The organism is Amycolatopsis sp. CA-128772 (genome assembly GCF_002904295.1).
GTDB lineage: Bacteria > Actinomycetota > Actinomycetes > Mycobacteriales > Pseudonocardiaceae > Amycolatopsis.
The window spans coordinates 34,645-50,307 of record NZ_PPHG01000091.1 but is presented as its reverse complement, the minus strand read 5'-3'; the positions used below and the strand labels follow the sequence as shown (position 1 = coordinate 50,307).

Below are 15,663 nucleotides of genomic sequence, written 5' to 3'. Positions count from 1 at the left end.
CTTTCACGTGAAAGCGCCGCTTCTGCGGGGGTCAGGGGTTGATGTCCCAGTCGCGCTCGGCGCGCTCCCGCTGGTTCTTCTCGTGCTGCGCGGCGAGCTTCTCCAGCGCCTCGGGGTCGCCGTGCGTGCTGAAGTGCTCGAAGCCCACGACGACGAACAACGCCCGCGCGCTCACCGCGATCGGGCCGTCCTCGGCGTCGAGCCGGCCGTTCGCGCTGACGTAGATCTTGCGGCCCGCGATGCCGTCCAGGCGGGTCGCGATGAACAACGTCGAACCGACCGGGACCGGCCGCCGGAAGTCCGTCTCGAGCTTGCCGGTCACCGCCGGGCGGCGCAGCAGGTTCCCGACCGTGGAGCCGAGTGCCTCGTCGAACGCGCAGGCCAGCAGGCCGCCGTGGGCGAGCCCGGGCGCGCCCTGGTGTGCGGCGGTGACGGTGAACCGCGAGTGCACGACCTGGTTTTCGCCGACGGTCGAGCGCAGGTGCAGCCCGGCGTCGGCCTCGTCGCCGCAGCCGAAGCACTCCGCGAAGTGGACGCCGAGCTCCGTGCCCGGCGCCGGGGCCTTCGGGTGCGGGAGCGCCGGCTCGACGGCCACCGGCGGCCAGGGTGGGGAAACACGACTCATGCGCTGACGTTAACCGGCGGGTAAGGAGCCGCCTCGCGCGCCCCGGGACGTCGGCGAACCGACCGTACCGGTCAGTAGCCGGAAAGTTCCCCACCGTAGACAATTTCCGGCTCAGGCTGCCGACGTGGAAGAGCCGGTCAAGACTGGGCTGATGAGCTCGAACGGCCCAGTGGGCACTGCACGGGAGGAGTCGTCGCCGGCATGAGCGAACCAGCAGCAACGACGGGCAAACCGTCAGTGGACGAGAGAACCGTCAAGCGTGCCGTGTGGGCGTCGGCCATGGGCAACGCCACCGAGTGGTACGACTACGGCGTCTTCACCTCGGGCGCGATCGCCGCCAGCATCGGCTCCCTGTTCTTCCCCGGTGAAGGCAACGCGGTCCTGAAGTCCCTGGCGCTGCTCGCCGTCGGGTTCATCGTGCGGCCGTTCGGCGGGGCGTTCTTCGGCCCGCTCGGCGACAAGATCGGCCGCAAGCGGGTGCTCGCCATCACCATCCTGCTGATGTCCGGCTGCACGTTCCTGGTCGGTGTGCTGCCGACGTACTCCGGCGCCTACAGCATGGGCATCGCGGCGCCGATCGCGATCCTGCTGCTCCGGATCATCCAGGGCTTCTCCACCGGCGGCGAGTACGGCGGAGCGGCGACGTTCATCGCCGAGTACTCGCCGACCAAGCGCCGTGGTTTCTTCGGCAGCTTCCTCGAGCTCGGCACGCTGGCGGGCTACGTGCTCGGCAACCTGGTCGTGCTGTCCGTCACGCTTTCGCTGTCGCCCGAGCAGGTCGACGCCTGGGGCTGGCGGATCCCGTTCTTCGTCGCGCTGCCGCTCGGCCTGATCGGGCTCTACCTGCGGAACAAGCTCGAGGACACCCCCGAGTTCCGCCGGCTGGAAGCGAAGGGCGAGGCACCGCAGAAGGCGCCGCTGAAGGAGATCTTCGTCCGCAACTGGCGGATGATCCTCAACCTGATCGGCATCGTGCTGCTGCTGAACGTCGCGGACTACCTGCTGCTGACCACGATGCCGACGTACTTCACGGACACGTTGAAGATCAACGACAACACCGCCACGCTGATCATCATCGCCGTCGAAGTGATCCAGATGGCGATCATCATCCCGCTCGGCGCCCTGTCCGACCGGATCGGCCGGAAACCGTTGCTGCTCACCGCGGCCATCGGGTTCCTGGTGCTGAGCTGGCCCAGCCTCAAGCTGATGCAGTCCGGCAGCATCCTGTGGCTGTTCGTCGGGTTCCTGATCGTGGCGATCCTGCTGGTCTTCATCCTCGCGGTGATCGGCTCGACGTTCCCCGCGATGTTCCCCACCCGGGTCCGCTACGGCTCGTTCGCGATCGGCTACAACATCTCGACGTCCCTGTTCGGCGGCACCGCCGGCGTCATCGTGACGGCGTTGATCAAGAGCACCGGCAACGAGGACTGGCCGGCGTACTACCTGATGGCGGCGGCGCTGATCGCGATCATCCCGATCATCAAGATCCCCGAGACGTCGCAGGTGCCGATGGAGCAGATCGACAACGAGGACAACAGCGGGAAGCTGACCTCCGCGGCCGTTCAACGCTGAGCGGTCACCGGAAAGCCGTGTGCCCCGCCCGGATCACCGGACGGGGCACACGTGCGTTCCGGCTCGGTCCGCGTCGTCCCGAGCAGTGCCTAGCGCGACGTCTCCGCCGTCGGCGGACCGGGCCGGGTCTCCATCGGGGTGGTGGAGGGCTGCGCCGTCGACCGCGGGCTGGTCCGCGGACCCGCGGACGGCGGCTGCGGGACCACGGTCCGCTGGGTGCGTGGTGACGAACGTTCCGGGGCGACCGACGGCGGCGCGATCGACGTCGCGGGAACGGGAAGGGCGCTCCTCGGCGTGGCGGGAGCGGTGGTGCCGACCGTGGACAGGCCAGGGCCGGCGGGCTGCACCGGCTCCGGTGGCCCGGCGCGGTGACCGGCCAGGAAGCCGGCCACCGCGAGGACGACCGCCGTCGCGGTCGAGGTGCCCGCGACCGCCAGGCGCTTGCGCCGTCGCCGGACCCGGCCACCGCGCTCGATCACGTCGGCGGCTTCGAGGCGCATCGGCGGCTGCGCGCCGCCGGCCGCGCCGGTCAGGAACGCGCGGACGTCGTCTTCGGGGTCCATGTTCGTCACCTCCCCTCCGTGGGTGCGCTGAAGGTCAGCGCACCGTAGTGCGGGCCGAGCCGCTTGCGCAGCGTGGCCAGGCCCCGCGAAGCCTGCGACTTCACCGTGCCGGTGCTGCAGCCGAGCGCCTTCGCCGTCTCCTCGACGCTCAGGTCCTCGAAGTACCGCAGCACCAGCACGGCGCGTTGCTTGGGGGCCAGCACGGCCAGAGCTTGCCGGACGAGTTCGTCCTGCTCGCTCGCGGCGGGTTGCGCCGGCAGCTCCGGCGGCTCGTCGGTCAGCCGCTCCCGTTTCCACCTGCTGCGCCGGTGCTCGGCGAGGAACGTGCGCAGGACGACTTTGCGCGCGTAGGCGTCCAGCGCGTCGTGCCGCGACAGCCTCGGCCAGGCGAGGTAGAGCTTGAGCAGCGCGGCCTGCGTGATGTCTTCGGCCTGGTGCCAGTCCCCGCAGAGCAGGAAGGCGGTCGACCGCAGGCTGTGCGCGCGCTCGCCGAAGTACCGGGCGAACTCGCCGTCCCACGGCGAGCCCGGTCCGGTCGACGGACGGGAGCGGGGGATCACCTGGTTACCGGGTCTCCCACACGGCCGGGAGGTGCAGGTCGCCGGTCGGCCCGGCGGGGACGGCCCGCGGGACACGCGGCGGCTGGCCCGTGCGCGGCATGGTCGTTTCGCGCGGGGCGGGGGCCGCGCTCGGACGTGCCGGCCGGGTGGAGGCAGGGGCCGGCGCCACGGTCGGTTCGCCCGGGCGGGTCACCTGGGTCGTGGGGGCGGCCGGCGCCTGCGCGTCCGAAGCCAGCGCGATGCCACCGGTCAGTGCACCACCGGCGAGCACGAGCGCGCCGAGGGTCAGGGCGATGCGGATACGCAAGACAGCTCCTCATTCTCGCGGGCGCGGCCGTGATCGCCGCGCCTCTGCCCTTAGTCATGCGGCGGGTGCGCACCGGGGTTGCACCGGATTTCCGTGGGTTTCCGGGGTTCCCCGGAAAGCACGAACGGCCGGGAAGCCCGCAGTGGACTTCCCGGCCGCCCGGTGTTCCCTGATGGTCTTCAGCCGGCCAGGGCCGACAGCTTCTGCCAGCTCGCCCAGTCGTAGGTCCAGTCGCTGTAGTCGCCGTCCTTGGCGGTCAGCGTCTGCGTGCTGCCGGTGATCTCGACCGGATCGCCGGTGAGCACGCCGTCGTAGTACTCCTTGGCCCGTGCCGGCGACAGGTTCAGGCAGCCGTGCGAGATGTTCTTCTTGCCCTGTGCCCAGACGGACGCGGCCAGGCCGTGGATGAACTCGCCGTTGTTGGAGATCCGGACCGCCCACGGCACCACGACGTTCTCGTAGTGGTACTTCGGGTTGCTCATCGCGTAGGTGGCCTGCTTGCCCATGACGACGTGCACGCCGCTGTGGGTGACGCGGCCCGGGTCGGAGTCGAGACCGTAGCTCACCGGGTAGTCCGCGATCTGCTGGCCGTCGCGGATCACCTGCATCGTGTGCTGCGTGGTGTTGCCCTTGACGATCTGCGAACGCCCGATGGCGAAGCTGGCCGAGACGTCCTGCTTGCCGTACACGCCGTCGCCGATCTTGACGCCGTAGATCTTGGCGTTGACCTTGACCTGGGTGTTCGGCTTGAAGTACTCCTTCGGCCGCCAGTGCACCGAGGTGTCGCCGTCCGTCCAGCCCCACGAGCCTTCGGTCTTCGGCGTGGTCTCGACCGAAAGCGCCTTCTCGACGGACGCCTTGTCGGTGACGCGGCTCGGGAAGCTCAGCGCGATCGGCATCGCGATGCCGTACGTCTGGCCGTCACCGACATTCAGGCTGGCCGACATCTGGCGCTTCGGCTTGACGGTGGTGAACGCGCCGGCGATGGCCACGTTCTTGCCGTCGGCGCCCTGCGCCTGGCCGGACCAGGTGTAGGTCTTGCCGTAGCCGAGCTGCTCGGTGGTGTTCCAGCTCTTCTTGTCCGCCGACGCCTGCCCCTGGACCTGCTTGCCGTCCGGGTTGGTCAGCGTCACCGAGACGATCGTGCCGTCGCTGACCTGGACGCCGACCGGCTCTCCGGGCGCGACGTCCTGGGCGCCGCCCGTGGGCGTCACCGTCAGCTTCGCGGGCTGGGCGCTGGGCGCCGGCGAGCTGGTCGGGCCGCCTCCCGAGGTACCGCTGGCCGACACCGTCGGCTCGCTGCTGCACGCCCCGAGCGTGAGCACGGCGACCAAGCCCAGAGCCACGGCAGCGCCCGAGCGCCGCGTGGAAGTCCTCACCGTCACACCTATTCCCCTTTGCCCCTTTGGTGTCTCCCCTCTTCGAGACGCCTCACGGACCGTACACGTTGAGCAACCATTACGTGACGCGTGTCACATTTGCTGCCGGAGGCTTTCACGGAGGGGGCACGACCGACTCCGAGCCGTATCCGGTGATCACGGTGTCGATGCGCTACGCAAGACTAGCCCGCAGGGCCGCCCGGAGCGGGCGCGAGCCCTACGACGTTCCGGTGACCTTGGTGCGCACAGCCGGTTTTCGCCTCGATCACGGGGTTCAACTTTGGCCAGATCCCGGTAGTCTGCTCTCAGGCCGTCGTTTTGCGTGTTCGTGGCTTCACACTCGCGGAACTTCTGACGCGAGCCATGGAGCCGACCCGCTCTTGACTCGTCTCGTTGGAACCGCCCGGGACGGTCGGGGTGCCGCTTCGGTGGCATTCGAAGCGGATCTGTGTAACGAGGAGTACAGCGGTGGCGCAAGGCACTGTGAAGTGGTTCAACGCGGAGAAGGGCTTCGGCTTCATCGCGCAGGACGGCGGCGAAGGCGACGTGTTCGTTCACTACTCGGAGATCGAGGGCCGCGGCTTCCGCACCCTCGAGGAGAACCAGCGGGTGGAGTTCGAGGTCGGCCAGGGTCAGAAGGGTCCGCAGGCCCAGAAGGTCCGCGCGATCTGACGTCAGGCCCTCTGCGTTCCAAGGCCTGAGTGAAGGGCCCCCGGCGATCTCGCCGGGGGCCCTTTCTCATGCGGTGCTCAGCGGTGCCCGGCGACGGGCGCGTCGAAGGCGTCGGCCGGGAAGTGGAACTCGTCGGTGAGGTCGGTGAGGTCGCCGGCCTGCTGGCGCTGGTCCTGCAGCGAGGAGGCCTGGCCTTCCCAGTTGAGCCGCTCGAGGATCCATTCCTGGGCGAGCGCCTGGGGCGAGATGTCCCGCTCGGCGGCGATGTCCTTGAGCTGCTGGCTGGCGATGAGGCTCATCCGCAGCTGGTAGACCTGCGCCTCGCCGAACCGCTTGCCGGAGCCCGTGCTCTCGAGGTCGTTGTCGGGAGCGAGCGCGGCGAGGTAGGAGGTCAGTTCGGTGTCCTCGACAACACCATCGTCCGCAGGCTTCGCGGCACCACGATGCCGGCCGGAAGACGCGGCGGCTTTCAGGTTCGTACGGCTGCTCAAGCGGCCAAGGGAGGGAAGAGGCACGAACGCCACGATAACGTTTGGATCTCGCCATACAAACCACTGTGAGCTACGACACGCCAAAAGTATTCCCCATTCGGTCCACCTGCCACCCATTCAGCTCAGTCATCTGTGACGCACTGCAACCCCCTAATAACCCACCGAGTCGATCACCAATCGCAGAGAGTGGCGAGAGGCCCGCTGAGGCTGACAACCCATGGGGTTCACGGCTGGAGTTCTGGCCGCCGCTCAGTGCGGCGGACAAGGCCGGCGAGTGCCCTGGAGGCGAGAGGGCGCGCGGGATGTGGCCCCGACCGGCAGGGGCCGAGTAGGGCGGCGAGTGTCCTGGGAGGCGAAAGGGCGCGCTGGGGGAGTTTGGACCGGCAGGGCCAAGGAAGCGGCAAGTGCCCTGCGAGGCGAGGGAGCGCGCCAGGCGGCCCGGATCGCATGCCCCGATCGGCAGGAGCCATCGGCTTCGGCGACTTTCCCGCCAAGGGTGACCACGCTCGCTAGGGCGCGCAGCGCCCGGAGCGAAAACCCGGCCCGGCTGGGAGCTGAGCAGGAGGCACCGTGGGGGTCCGGGGGGCTCGGCCCCCCGGGCGGTACGCCGGAATGCCGGGGGCTGGCGAAGGAGAAGCCCGAGCAAGCCCTAAGAAATGGAGGACCCCCGCGCCAGGGGGAGGAACGCGGGGGTCGGAGGGGATCTCCACAGGCGCTGACCGGGGGTGTGTCAGCACTTCGATTGTTGCACGACTTGGGTGGTTGGGCGAGTGGAGAGCGGGAAATTTCCCCGTGTGGTGTCACTTTGCGGCGTGGGTGACGCTCGTTCGGCTGGGTTCTTCTTCGGTAGTGCCGATTGCGCTGCGTTGAGCGGAGCGTGGCCTCAGGTTCACTCTCCGGGGGGCTGTGTGTGGTGGCCGGTGCTGGTTAGCCTCGCGGCCAAGCTGTTGTGAGCCGTATGGAGGGGCTATGAGCGGGTCTGTTGAAGTGCGGCAGTTCCTCCTTCGGTACGAAGGTGCCGATGGGGGGAGTGCTCCGTTTGCGGGGGCGTTGCCGGCTCAGCGAAGCGGGGCGGCCGATGCGCAGCGGGTGTCGGATGATCAGGTTCGGCGGGCTCGGCTGGCGGTGGCGCATGGCGCGCTGGGGGTCGAGGACTGTGTTCAGTTGCTGGAGATGCTGGGTCTGAACCTCGACGAGGACGGGCAGGCGCCGGTTCAGCGCTGAGCGGGTGGGCCCGGTGTGTGGCGCCGGGCCTGTTCCGTGATATTTCCGCAGGTTCGGCTGGTTTTCCGGCAGTGATTCGCGAGTCGATGCCCGCTAGTTGACCCGCGTTTCGTAACAGTGTTACGGTCGTCGTGTCGAAAGGGGCGGACGTGACGGCGATCGAAGGTGCGGCGGAGCTGGCGAACCGGATCCGGCCGGTCGTGCAGCTGCTGGGTGGGAAGTTCATGACGTCGCCGGAGCTGGCCGCGGTCGAGGCGGAAGCCGGGGTGCCGCCGCGTTCGCTGTACGTGCGGGGGCGGTCGGCCGTGCTCGGGGACGTGCCGCCGAAGGTGGCCGCCGAGCTGTTCGGGATCTTCCCGCACTGGCTGTTCGAGTACGTCCTGCCGCCGGCGACGGCGGTCCTCGACGCGCCCGCCGCGGTCCGTGCCTACGCGGAGTCATCGGCACGGTGGTCGCGCGTCAACCTTTCGGCCGTATCGGAGCCCGGCCGCCTGGCCGAGCTGTTGTTCCGGGTGGTTGACACCGCCGACGCCAGCGCGCTGGCGCTGTTCGCGGGGTGGAAGCACGCCGAGCGCCCCGCGGGCGACGTCGAACGCCTCGGCTTCGCGCTGATGGTGTTCCGTGAACTGCGCGGCGGCCTCCACTTCGCGGCCCTGCGCGCACTGGGCCTGTCGGTGCCGGAGGCGGTGATCGCGGACCCGGAAGGCGGCCGCGAGCGGCTGCTGCGCACGGCGTGGCCCGAGGACGCGGCGAACGAGCTGACGGCGGCGGCGGAGCGCAAACCGGACCTGCGCACCCGCTGGCGGCAAGCCGAGGCAATGACCGACGACCGGATCGGCGAGCTGCTCGTGTCGGCCCTGTCCGAACGGGAGCGAGCCGAGCTCGACGGGCGGCTGGCCGAACTGGCGGCGTTTGCGCAGCTCCCGGGCTTGCCGGAGGCTTAAGGAACCCCCGGTGCAAAGCGGTGGCGGCGTGCCCTATGCTTGTAATCGCTCCCAGGGGAACCTGAGAGCGCGGTCGGTCGGTCACCCGAAACCGACCGGGCTCCCATCGTTCAGTGGCCTAGGACTCCGCCCTTTCAAGGCGGCAACGCGGGTTCGAATCCCGTTGGGAGTACGCAGTACTGTAGTAACGCAAGGCCCTGTGGCGCAGTTGGTTAGCGCGTCGCCCTGTCACGGCGAAGGTCGCGGGTTCGAGTCCCGTCAGGGTCGCAAGATCGTTCGGCTCCTTGCCGGCGTTCCCGGCCAGGTAGCTCAGTTGGTACGAGCGTCCGCCTGAAAAGCGGAAGGTCGCCGGTTCGACCCCGGCCCTGGCCACCGTTCGAAGAAACCGTCTTGACTCCGGTCAAGGCGGTTTTCTTGTGTCTGGGGCCGATGAACGGCAATGCGCTCGTCCGGGCCTGCGTAAGGGTCGGCATCTCGTCGTCAAGCACTGAACGGGACCACGACGATCTGCTCGTCGTCCTCGTAGATGATCCGTCCGGGTGCCTGGTGCGAGACCAGCTTGTCGCACCGGACGTCGTGGGCGTCGAGGATTTCGAGGTAGCCGGCTGCGCGAGCGACGAGTGCTTCGGCCGACTCCTTGAACCAGGCAGTCGCGCCCGGGTTGGCCGAGTGGTCGTAGACGGTCGGATCGGCCGTTGTGGGGTTGGTGTAGCGGGACTCGTACCAAGCGTGGTTGATCCGGCGGAACTCTTCCTGCTCGGCGGTGAGCCGGCCGGCCTTGCTCAGGTTGTTGATCAAGCCGAAGAACCCGGCGTGGCGCCCTTCGGCGTTGGGCTCGGCGCTCTGGAACCTGACGTAGGCCATGCGGCATTCATAGCGAGGCACCTGGCCTGATGCTGCACGGGGGTTGCACACAGCGGCCGTGGCGCGGGACTGTCGGTGGTGACCGGCACGATGGCGGTGTGACGAACATCTGGGACGCCGAAGCCGCCTCCTTCGACGATCAACCCGACCACGGCCTGACGGACCCCGCCGTCCGGGGTGCGTGGTCGGAGTTGCTGCTGCCGCTCCTTCCGGCGGCTCCCGCGGCCGTCGTCGATCTTGGGTGTGGGACCGGCAGTCTGCCGTCTTGCTCGCCCAAGCCGGCCACCTCGTGCACGGGGTCGACCTCTCCCGGTGGATGCTGGCCGTGGCCAAGGAGAAAGCCGCGGCCGCCGGGGTTGAGGTGGACTTCCGGGTCGGGGATGCCGCGGATCCGCCCTGTGGGCCCGGTTCCTATGACGTCGTCCTCGTGCGACACGTGCTGTGAGCCCTGCCCGATCCAGCCGCCGCGGTGGGGGCCTGGGTTCGGTTGCTGCAGCCGGAGGGCCGGTTGGTGCTCGTCGAAGGCCGGTGGTTCACCGGGGCCGGGATTCCGGCCGGGGAGTGTGAACGGCTCGTTCTCGCGCACCGGGGCGACGCCACCGTGACGCGGCTCGACGATCCCGCCCTGTGGGGCGGTCCGATCGAGGACGAGCGGTACGTGCTCGTCAGCCGGAGCCTCGCTAGGCCGAACGAGTGAACCCCCGGCACCCGTGTCCGGATGCGCGGCACAGCCACGACCACCCGGCGAAGGCAGCCGATCAGGGCCGCCACCCAGTACACAGGAGCCGGACATGCGTTACCTCCTCACCCTCCACATGAACCCCACCCTCTGGGCCACCCTCACCGACGACGAGAAGGACGCCGTCTACGCCGGGCACGGGGACTTCATCAAGCTCGTCACCGAATCCGGGGAGATGGTCGAGACCAAGGCGCTCGCCGAACCCGGCGAAACCAAGACCGTCCAGGTCAGGGCGGGCAAGGCGCAGACCAAGGCCGGGACCTTCGTCGAATCCGACTCCTTCCTCTGCGGCTACTACGTCGTCGACGTCGAAAGCGAAGGGCGGGCCGTCGAGCTGGCCGCCAAGATCCCCGATGCCGCCTACACCGCCGTCGAGGTGCGGGAGGTCGTGCACGAAGGTTGACCTCCAGCAAGGTCGAGGGTCCATCATCGATTCCATGACCAGCCATGGGGAATGGGGTATCGGTGCCGTCGATCTCGACGCCTACCTCGCACGTGTCGGACAGCCGAAACGGGCGCCGTCCGAAGGAGCACTCAGGGATCTCATGCGGGCGCACGTCCGGACGATTCCGTTCGAGAACGTCGACGTCGTTCTCGGGCAGCACCAAGGGATTTCGCTCGACGTCGTGAGCGCGAAACTCGTCGGACGGCGGCGGGGCGGCTACTGCTACGAACACAGCGGCCTCTTCGCCGCCGTCCTCGAACAGCTCGGGTACGCCGTGCACCGGCTCTCCGCGCGCGTGCAGCCGCGGCGGCCCGGGCCCTACACCCACATGACCCTCGTCGTCGACGTCGACGAGCAGCAGTTCCTCGCCGACGTCGGGTTCGGGGCCGGGATCCTCGACCCGATGCCGCTCGTCGACGGCCACGAGGTCGACCAGGCCGGCTGGCCGCAGCGCCTCAAGCAGCAGGACGGCTGGTGGACGCTGGAAAAGGGCGGCGAGGACATCCTCGAGTTCCGGCTCAACACCATGCACCCCATCGACTACGAGGTCTACCACCACTACACCTCGACGCACCCGAAGTCGCCGTTCACCGGGCGGCTGGTGGTCATGACGCTCGAACCCGGCGTCAGCCGCCGGTTGCTCGGCCGGGAACTCACCGTCGAACGGCCCGGCGGCCGCAGCGAAACCAGCACCGTCGCCCCCGATGAGCTCGACGCCACCCTCAAGGACCTCGGCATCGAGCTGACGCCGGATGAGCTGGCGCGCCTGAAAACCGCCTACTGACCGAACAGCTCGGCCGCCGGCACCGGGCGGCCGAGGTGGTAGCCCTGCGCCTGGTCGCAGCCGAGCCGGCGGAGCAGGTCCACCTGCTCCGCCGACTCGACGCCTTCGGCGATCACTGTCAGGTCGACCGCGTGCGCCATGGCGATGATGCTCGTGACGATCGCTTCGGCGTCGCGGGACTCCGCGATCCCGGTGATGAACGACCGGTCGATCTTCAGCGTGTCCAGCGTCAGCCGGCGCAGCTGCGCGAGCGACGAATAGCCGGTGCCGAAGTCGTCGATCGCCAGCAGCACGCCGAGAGAACGCAGTGACGCCAGCACTTCCGCGGCCGCTTCCTGGTCGCGCATCAACGCGCTTTCGGTCACCTCCAAGCACAACGCGCTCGCCGGCAGGCCGGTGCTCGCCAGCGCGTCCTGGACCGCCGGCACCAGGTGCGGGTCGTCGAGCTGGCGGGTCGACAAGTTGACCTTCAGCATCAGGTCCAGACCTTGGCGCTCCCGCCGCGTGGCGAGCTCGCGGGTCGTCGCGCGCAGCATCTCCTTGCCGATCACGTTGATCAGGTCGCTTTCCTCGGCGAGCGGGATGAACTCCGCCGGCGAGATCGCGCCGTGGCGCGGGTGCGTCCACCGCAGCAGCGCCTCCACCGCGACCATCTCGCCCGTCCGCAGGTCGACGACCGGCTGGTACGCGGGCCAGAGCTGGCCGTCGTGCACCGCGGCGCGCAGGTCCTGCTCCATCCGCAGCCGCCGCTGCATCCGCTCGCGCAGCCCGACGTCGAAGAAGTGGTGACGGCCCCGCCCGAGCGTTTTCGCCTGGTACATCGCGACATCCGCGTCACGCAGCAGGTCCTCGGCGCTGCGGCGGTCGTCGCGGCCGACGAGGACGACGCCGATGCTCGCGTCCAGGTGCAGCTGCCGGCCCAGCACGCCGATCGGTGCGGCCAGCGCCGCCCGCAGGTGTTCGGCCAGCGCGCGGACCTCGCCCGGGTCGGTGACCTCGGCGGTGACCACGACGAACTCGTCGCCGCCCAGCCGGCCGACCAGGTCGTCGCGGCCCGAGCTGCGGCGCAGGCGTTCCCCGACGATCCGCAGCACCTGGTCGCCGACCGAGTGCCCGAGCGAGTCGTTGATGACCTTGAACTTGTCCAGGTCCAGGAACAGCACGGTGACCGCGCCCCGCTCGCGCACGTCGAGCCGGCCCAGCACCAGCGTCCGGTTCGCCAGCCGGGTCAGCGGGTCGTGGGTGGCGTCGTGCGCCAGCTGCGCGCTGATCGCGCGGGTTTCGGTGATGTCGGTGAACGACGTGACCACGGCCAGCGCCGCCGGGTCGTCCGGGTTGAGCAGCCGCGAGGTGAGCGACACCCAGACATCGCGGCCGTCCGGCCGGCGGAGGCGCACGACCAGGCCGTTGTGCGTGACGCCGGTCCGCCGCGTCTGCACCGACGGCAGCTCGTCCGGCGGGATCCAGTGCCCGGACTCGGTGAACAGCGTCAGCGTGTGGCACGGAACGCCGATCAGGTCAGCTTCGGCGACGCCGAGGATCCGGCAGGCCGCCGGGTTCGCGGCTTCGATGAGCCCGGCCGGCCCCATCACCAGGACGCCTTCGTCGAGGGACGCGACCACCGTGCGGTAGTTCTGCTCGGCCCGCCGCCGCGCGGTTTCGTCGGCGCAGACCAGCACGTACCCGTCGTTCATCTCGGCGGCCGAGACGCGGACCGCCAGCGGCGCGCCGTCCCGCCGCCGGTGCACCGCCTCCGCGACCCCGCCGCCGCGCCGGATGGCGGGCAGGTCGAGGGGCGCGCCGACGAGCTCGCTCGCGCGCCGCCCGACGGCCTCGGCCGCGGTCCAGCCGTACACCGCCTCGGCGGCCGGGTTCCAGCTGGTCACGACCCCTTCGCCGGTGGTCGCGATCAGCGCGTCGCTGACGTGCGACACCAGCGCGGCCTGGTAGCGGAGGGCGTCGGCGGCCGCCTTCTTCGCCGTGATGTCCCGCATGACGACCTGGTAGGCACCGCGGCCTTCGAGGCGCACCGACACCGTCTCCACGGCGAACTTGCTGCCGTCCAGCCGGGACATCAGCGCTTCGACCGGCTCGCTCGCCTGGCCCGGCCGGGTCAGCCCGGCCAGCTCCGCCACCACGGCGGCCCGCGACTCCTCGGCGACGAACTCGGTGAACCGGCGGCCGACGACCTCGTCCGCGCAACGGGCGGCGAACGTCTCCAGGGCGGCGCGGTTGGCGTAGGTGAGGACGCCGTTCTCGTGGACGCAGATCGCGTCCGGACTCAGCTCGACCAGCGCGGCGAGCGAGTCTGCCTCCATGAGCGTTCGTCCCCCATGCGGTCGGCGTGTGGCTCGTCGATTACACCACCGACTCCGGTTCGTGCCTACCCGCCGGAATCCGCTCCCGGCCTGCGGATGCGCGCTGGAGGCGTGGCCCCCAGAACAGCAGCCCGAAGTGGGCGGCGAACGCGTGGCCGAGCAGCGTGACGATCGTGTCGAGGCTCCGCGGGTCGTCGCTGAGCCAGATCGCCGCGATGAACGCCTCCGTCGCGGCCAGCGCCAGGAGCCGCGCGCGGCCGCGGAGCAGGAACACCAGGGCGCCGGCCGTGGTGAAGAAGCCGTAGCTGACCCCGATGTCGAGCCAGTGCCCCGCCGAGTTCGGCAGCACGTGCGCGGTGATCAGGGCCATCACCGGCAGCTCGGTGACCAGCGTGGCCAGCACGTGGCCGGAGAAGAACACGATCGCCACGCGGCGGGCGCCGAACCGGCGTTCCAGCGGCGCGACGGCGATCGCGAAGATCACGACGTAGGCGAGCCAGCCTTCGTCGGACAGCCAGAGCGCACTGGTCAGCAGCGAGGTCAGCGGCCGGCGCCACAGGTTGTGGGCGTCGGTGCTCGACAGCCGCAGCAGCCGTTCGGTCAGGTCCGGGTCGGCGAACTTGAGCAGCAGCGTCGTGCCCAGCAGCACGACCAGGTAGCCGAAGGTGAACGGCGTCGACTTCGGGTTCGGGACGACCTTCAGGACCGACCACCGGGCGCGCGCGCCGACGGCGGCGGGGAGCGGCCGGCCGGCTTTCAGCAGCATGGTCCGAGCTTCGGTGGTCATGCTGGGAGTATCACGAGCGCCAGCTTAGAAAACGCTGTGGAGAGTCACTGACTGTCAAAGTGAACGTTACGTGACGAATTTTTGCCGGGTCTTCACCCGTTCGGGGGGCTTTTACGGTAAGAATACGGCCACGATGTCGGCCGAAAGGCCCTCTCGGGAAGGTCTGTCGGGGTGAACGACGAGGTATCGGTCGCCGAGCTGCTCGTGCGCGAGGGCTGGGGCGACCGTCCGGGACCAGGCCAGTCACGCTGGCGGGTGGTCGCGGTGATGCTCGCCGTCATCGTGGGCTGCGGCGCCGCCGCGGCCCTGGTCGCCTACGGCGGCAACGAGCGGCAGGACGCCGCCCCGGTCGACCAGATCCAGGTCATCCCGTTCCCGCAGCGCACCACCGGGCTGGGCGGCGCCGACCAGGCCACGGACTCCCCGCCCGACGGCGGGATCGGCGGCGGCACCGGCGGCGACGTCGTTCCCGCGTCCGGCGAACACCGCGGCACCGTCACCGAGGTGCCGGGCCGCCCGTCGCCCACCGAGACCAGCGGTGCCGGCGCCGGCACCGCGACGCCGACCACCACGCAGACCGGCGGCGCCGGTTCGACCACCACGCCCACCGCGACGACGACGGGGCACCCGCCGCCGTCCGGTGGTCACTCGCCGGCCCCGACCACCACGCCGCGGTCCGAGCCCTCGTGCGTGCTGCTGATCATCTGCTGGTGAGCTCGGCGCGGACCTTCAGCGCTCGAAGCCGGCGGCGCGCACCATCGTCCGGGTGGGCCAGGACGAACTCCCGCACCGCCGCGACCGTGGCGTCGAGCGCGCGGCCCGCGTCGATCACCGCGTGCGCGTTGTTCTCGTGCGACATCCCGTCGATGCCTTCCTCTTCCAGGAACAGGAAGAACCCGCGCGGGTTGGCCGACAGCGTGTCCAGGGCCTCATTCGCCATCTGGAGCAGCGAGACGCTCGGCGCGTACTTCCCGACGCCGTCCGGGCCGTAGTCGACCATGCCCTCGTTGGCGAACAGCCCGAGGATCCGCGACGCGCGCTGCGCTGGGCTTGGGTTCTGCGCCCGGTCGCCAGCGCGGTGGCCGCCGCGGCGGAGTCGGTGACTACGTTCTCGGGGTCGTCGGGGTCGGTGTGCACCAGCCCGGTGACCGGCAGCCGGTTCATCGCCGGCTCACCGTGCCGGCCGGCGATGGTCAGCCGGAGGAGAGTGCGCTGGCCGGGGCCGAGGCCGTCGCCCTGGATGTAGATGACGTTGCGCGCGTGGGCCGCCGCCGCCACGCCGCCGCTGAACAGGATCAATGCCGCTACGAGAACCCCGGACCGCATCGCGCCTCCCACTGAGGTAGTCAGGAAGCTTTCCTGATATATGCGGGCGGGAAAGGCGAGATG

At 69.9% G+C, this 15,663-nt stretch carries 19 protein-coding genes, 3 tRNA genes and 1 pseudogene; 12 read left to right on the top strand and 11 right to left on the bottom strand.

The features are described from left to right. Positions 1–31: 31 nt before the first annotated feature. Entirely contained in the window at positions 32–625 is a 594-nt protein-coding gene (locus C2L59_RS40740; protein WP_199199593.1) for a PaaI family thioesterase, read from the bottom strand. 237 nt (positions 626–862) lie between these two features. Here C2L59_RS40740 and C2L59_RS40735 point away from each other — a divergent pair, with 237 nt between their 5' ends. Next, entirely contained in the window at positions 863–2,197 is a 1,335-nt protein-coding gene (locus tag C2L59_RS40735) for an MFS transporter (protein WP_103354925.1), read from the top strand. Between the two features lie 89 nt (positions 2,198–2,286). On the opposite strand, the gene C2L59_RS40730 is transcribed toward C2L59_RS40735, so the two are convergent. From C2L59_RS40730 to C2L59_RS40715, 4 genes are all read right to left on the bottom strand, one after another. Next, entirely contained in the window at positions 2,287–2,760 is a 474-nt protein-coding gene (locus C2L59_RS40730; RefSeq protein ID WP_146060507.1) for a hypothetical protein, read from the bottom strand. A 5-nt stretch (positions 2,761–2,765) separates the two neighbouring features. Next, positions 2,766–3,320: a SigE family RNA polymerase sigma factor gene (locus C2L59_RS40725; protein WP_103354923.1), complete on the bottom strand. Its 555-nt coding sequence runs from the start codon at positions 3,318–3,320 to the stop codon at positions 2,766–2,768. 4 nt (positions 3,321–3,324) lie between these two features. Further along, complete coding sequence (locus tag C2L59_RS40720) at positions 3,325–3,627, bottom strand: hypothetical protein (protein WP_103354922.1); 303 nt, start codon at positions 3,625–3,627, stop codon at positions 3,325–3,327. A 179-nt stretch (positions 3,628–3,806) separates the two neighbouring features. Then, positions 3,807–5,006, bottom strand: a complete 1,200-nt coding sequence (locus C2L59_RS40715; RefSeq protein ID WP_199199591.1) for an Ig-like domain-containing protein — start codon at positions 5,004–5,006, stop codon at positions 3,807–3,809. 468 nt (positions 5,007–5,474) lie between these two features. Here C2L59_RS40715 and C2L59_RS40710 point away from each other — a divergent pair, with 468 nt between their 5' ends. Then, the gene (locus C2L59_RS40710) at positions 5,475–5,678 is read left to right on the top strand and encodes a cold-shock protein (RefSeq protein WP_003097368.1); all 204 of its coding nucleotides are present in this window, start codon (positions 5,475–5,477) and stop codon (positions 5,676–5,678) included. Between the two features lie 77 nt (positions 5,679–5,755). Here the strand turns inward: C2L59_RS40710 and C2L59_RS40705 are convergent, their stop codons facing one another. Continuing rightward, positions 5,756–6,193, bottom strand: coding sequence for a hypothetical protein (locus C2L59_RS40705; RefSeq protein ID WP_199199585.1), 438 nt, complete (start codon positions 6,191–6,193; stop codon positions 5,756–5,758). Positions 6,194–7,138: 945 nt separating this feature from the next. On the opposite strand from C2L59_RS40705, the gene C2L59_RS40695 reads away from it, so the two are divergent. The 5 genes from C2L59_RS40695 (at position 7,139) to C2L59_RS40675 (ending at position 8,709) form a co-directional block, all read left to right on the top strand. Continuing rightward, positions 7,139–7,393: a hypothetical protein gene (locus C2L59_RS40695; protein WP_003097372.1), complete on the top strand. Its 255-nt coding sequence runs from the start codon at positions 7,139–7,141 to the stop codon at positions 7,391–7,393. 149 nt (positions 7,394–7,542) lie between these two features. Further along, complete coding sequence (locus C2L59_RS40690) at positions 7,543–8,337, top strand: hypothetical protein (RefSeq protein WP_103354919.1); 795 nt, start codon at positions 7,543–7,545, stop codon at positions 8,335–8,337. 99 nt (positions 8,338–8,436) lie between these two features. Beyond that, positions 8,437–8,509 (top strand) — tRNA-Glu (locus tag C2L59_RS40685). A gap of 21 nt (positions 8,510–8,530) precedes the next feature. Then, positions 8,531–8,604 (top strand) — tRNA-Asp (locus C2L59_RS40680). Positions 8,605–8,635: 31 nt separating this feature from the next. Further along, positions 8,636–8,709 (top strand) — tRNA-Phe (locus C2L59_RS40675). A 108-nt stretch (positions 8,710–8,817) separates the two neighbouring features. Here C2L59_RS40675 and C2L59_RS40670 read toward each other — a convergent pair. Next, positions 8,818–9,201: a hypothetical protein gene (locus C2L59_RS40670; RefSeq protein ID WP_103354918.1), complete on the bottom strand. Its 384-nt coding sequence runs from the start codon at positions 9,199–9,201 to the stop codon at positions 8,818–8,820. Positions 9,202–9,466: 265 nt separating this feature from the next. Between C2L59_RS40670 and C2L59_RS49595 the strand changes: the two genes are divergently transcribed. The 4 genes from C2L59_RS49595 (at position 9,467) to C2L59_RS40655 (ending at position 11,169) form a co-directional block, all read left to right on the top strand. Beyond that, entirely contained in the window at positions 9,467–9,646 is a 180-nt protein-coding gene (locus C2L59_RS49595) for a class I SAM-dependent methyltransferase (RefSeq protein WP_233223971.1), read from the top strand. A gap of 24 nt (positions 9,647–9,670) precedes the next feature. After that, positions 9,671–9,898, top strand: coding sequence for a hypothetical protein (locus C2L59_RS49590; RefSeq protein WP_233223970.1), 228 nt, complete (start codon positions 9,671–9,673; stop codon positions 9,896–9,898). A gap of 94 nt (positions 9,899–9,992) precedes the next feature. Then, positions 9,993–10,343, top strand: coding sequence for a YciI family protein (locus C2L59_RS40660; protein ID WP_103354917.1), 351 nt, complete (start codon positions 9,993–9,995; stop codon positions 10,341–10,343). Between the two features lie 34 nt (positions 10,344–10,377). Continuing rightward, on the top strand, positions 10,378–11,169 hold the full coding sequence (locus tag C2L59_RS40655) for an arylamine N-acetyltransferase (protein WP_103354916.1): 792 nt from the start codon (positions 10,378–10,380) through the stop codon (positions 11,167–11,169). Here the strand turns inward: C2L59_RS40655 and C2L59_RS40650 are convergent. Further along, complete coding sequence (locus C2L59_RS40650) at positions 11,163–13,487, bottom strand: EAL domain-containing protein (protein WP_103354915.1); 2,325 nt, start codon at positions 13,485–13,487, stop codon at positions 11,163–11,165. The two genes, C2L59_RS40655 and C2L59_RS40650, sit on opposite strands and share 7 nt — an antisense overlap. Positions 13,488–13,527: 40 nt before the next feature. Further along, on the bottom strand, positions 13,528–14,274 hold the full coding sequence (locus C2L59_RS40645) for a rhomboid-like protein (protein ID WP_233223969.1): 747 nt from the start codon (positions 14,272–14,274) through the stop codon (positions 13,528–13,530). A gap of 171 nt (positions 14,275–14,445) precedes the next feature. On the opposite strand from C2L59_RS40645, the gene C2L59_RS40640 reads away from it, so the two are divergent. After that, entirely contained in the window at positions 14,446–14,988 is a 543-nt protein-coding gene (locus C2L59_RS40640; protein WP_103354913.1) for a hypothetical protein, read from the top strand. On the opposite strand, the gene C2L59_RS49585 is transcribed toward C2L59_RS40640, so the two are convergent. Together C2L59_RS49585 and C2L59_RS49580 are read right to left on the bottom strand one after the other, a co-directional pair. After that, positions 14,975–15,274 (bottom strand): alkaline phosphatase, encoded by a 300-nt coding sequence (locus C2L59_RS49585; protein ID WP_233223968.1) that lies wholly within the window; start codon positions 15,272–15,274, stop codon positions 14,975–14,977. The genes C2L59_RS40640 and C2L59_RS49585 overlap by 14 nt on opposite strands. A 110-nt stretch (positions 15,275–15,384) precedes the next feature. Further along, positions 15,385–15,600, bottom strand: a pseudogene (locus C2L59_RS49580) (alkaline phosphatase); the annotation flags it as partial. Positions 15,601–15,663: the final 63 nt, after the last annotated feature.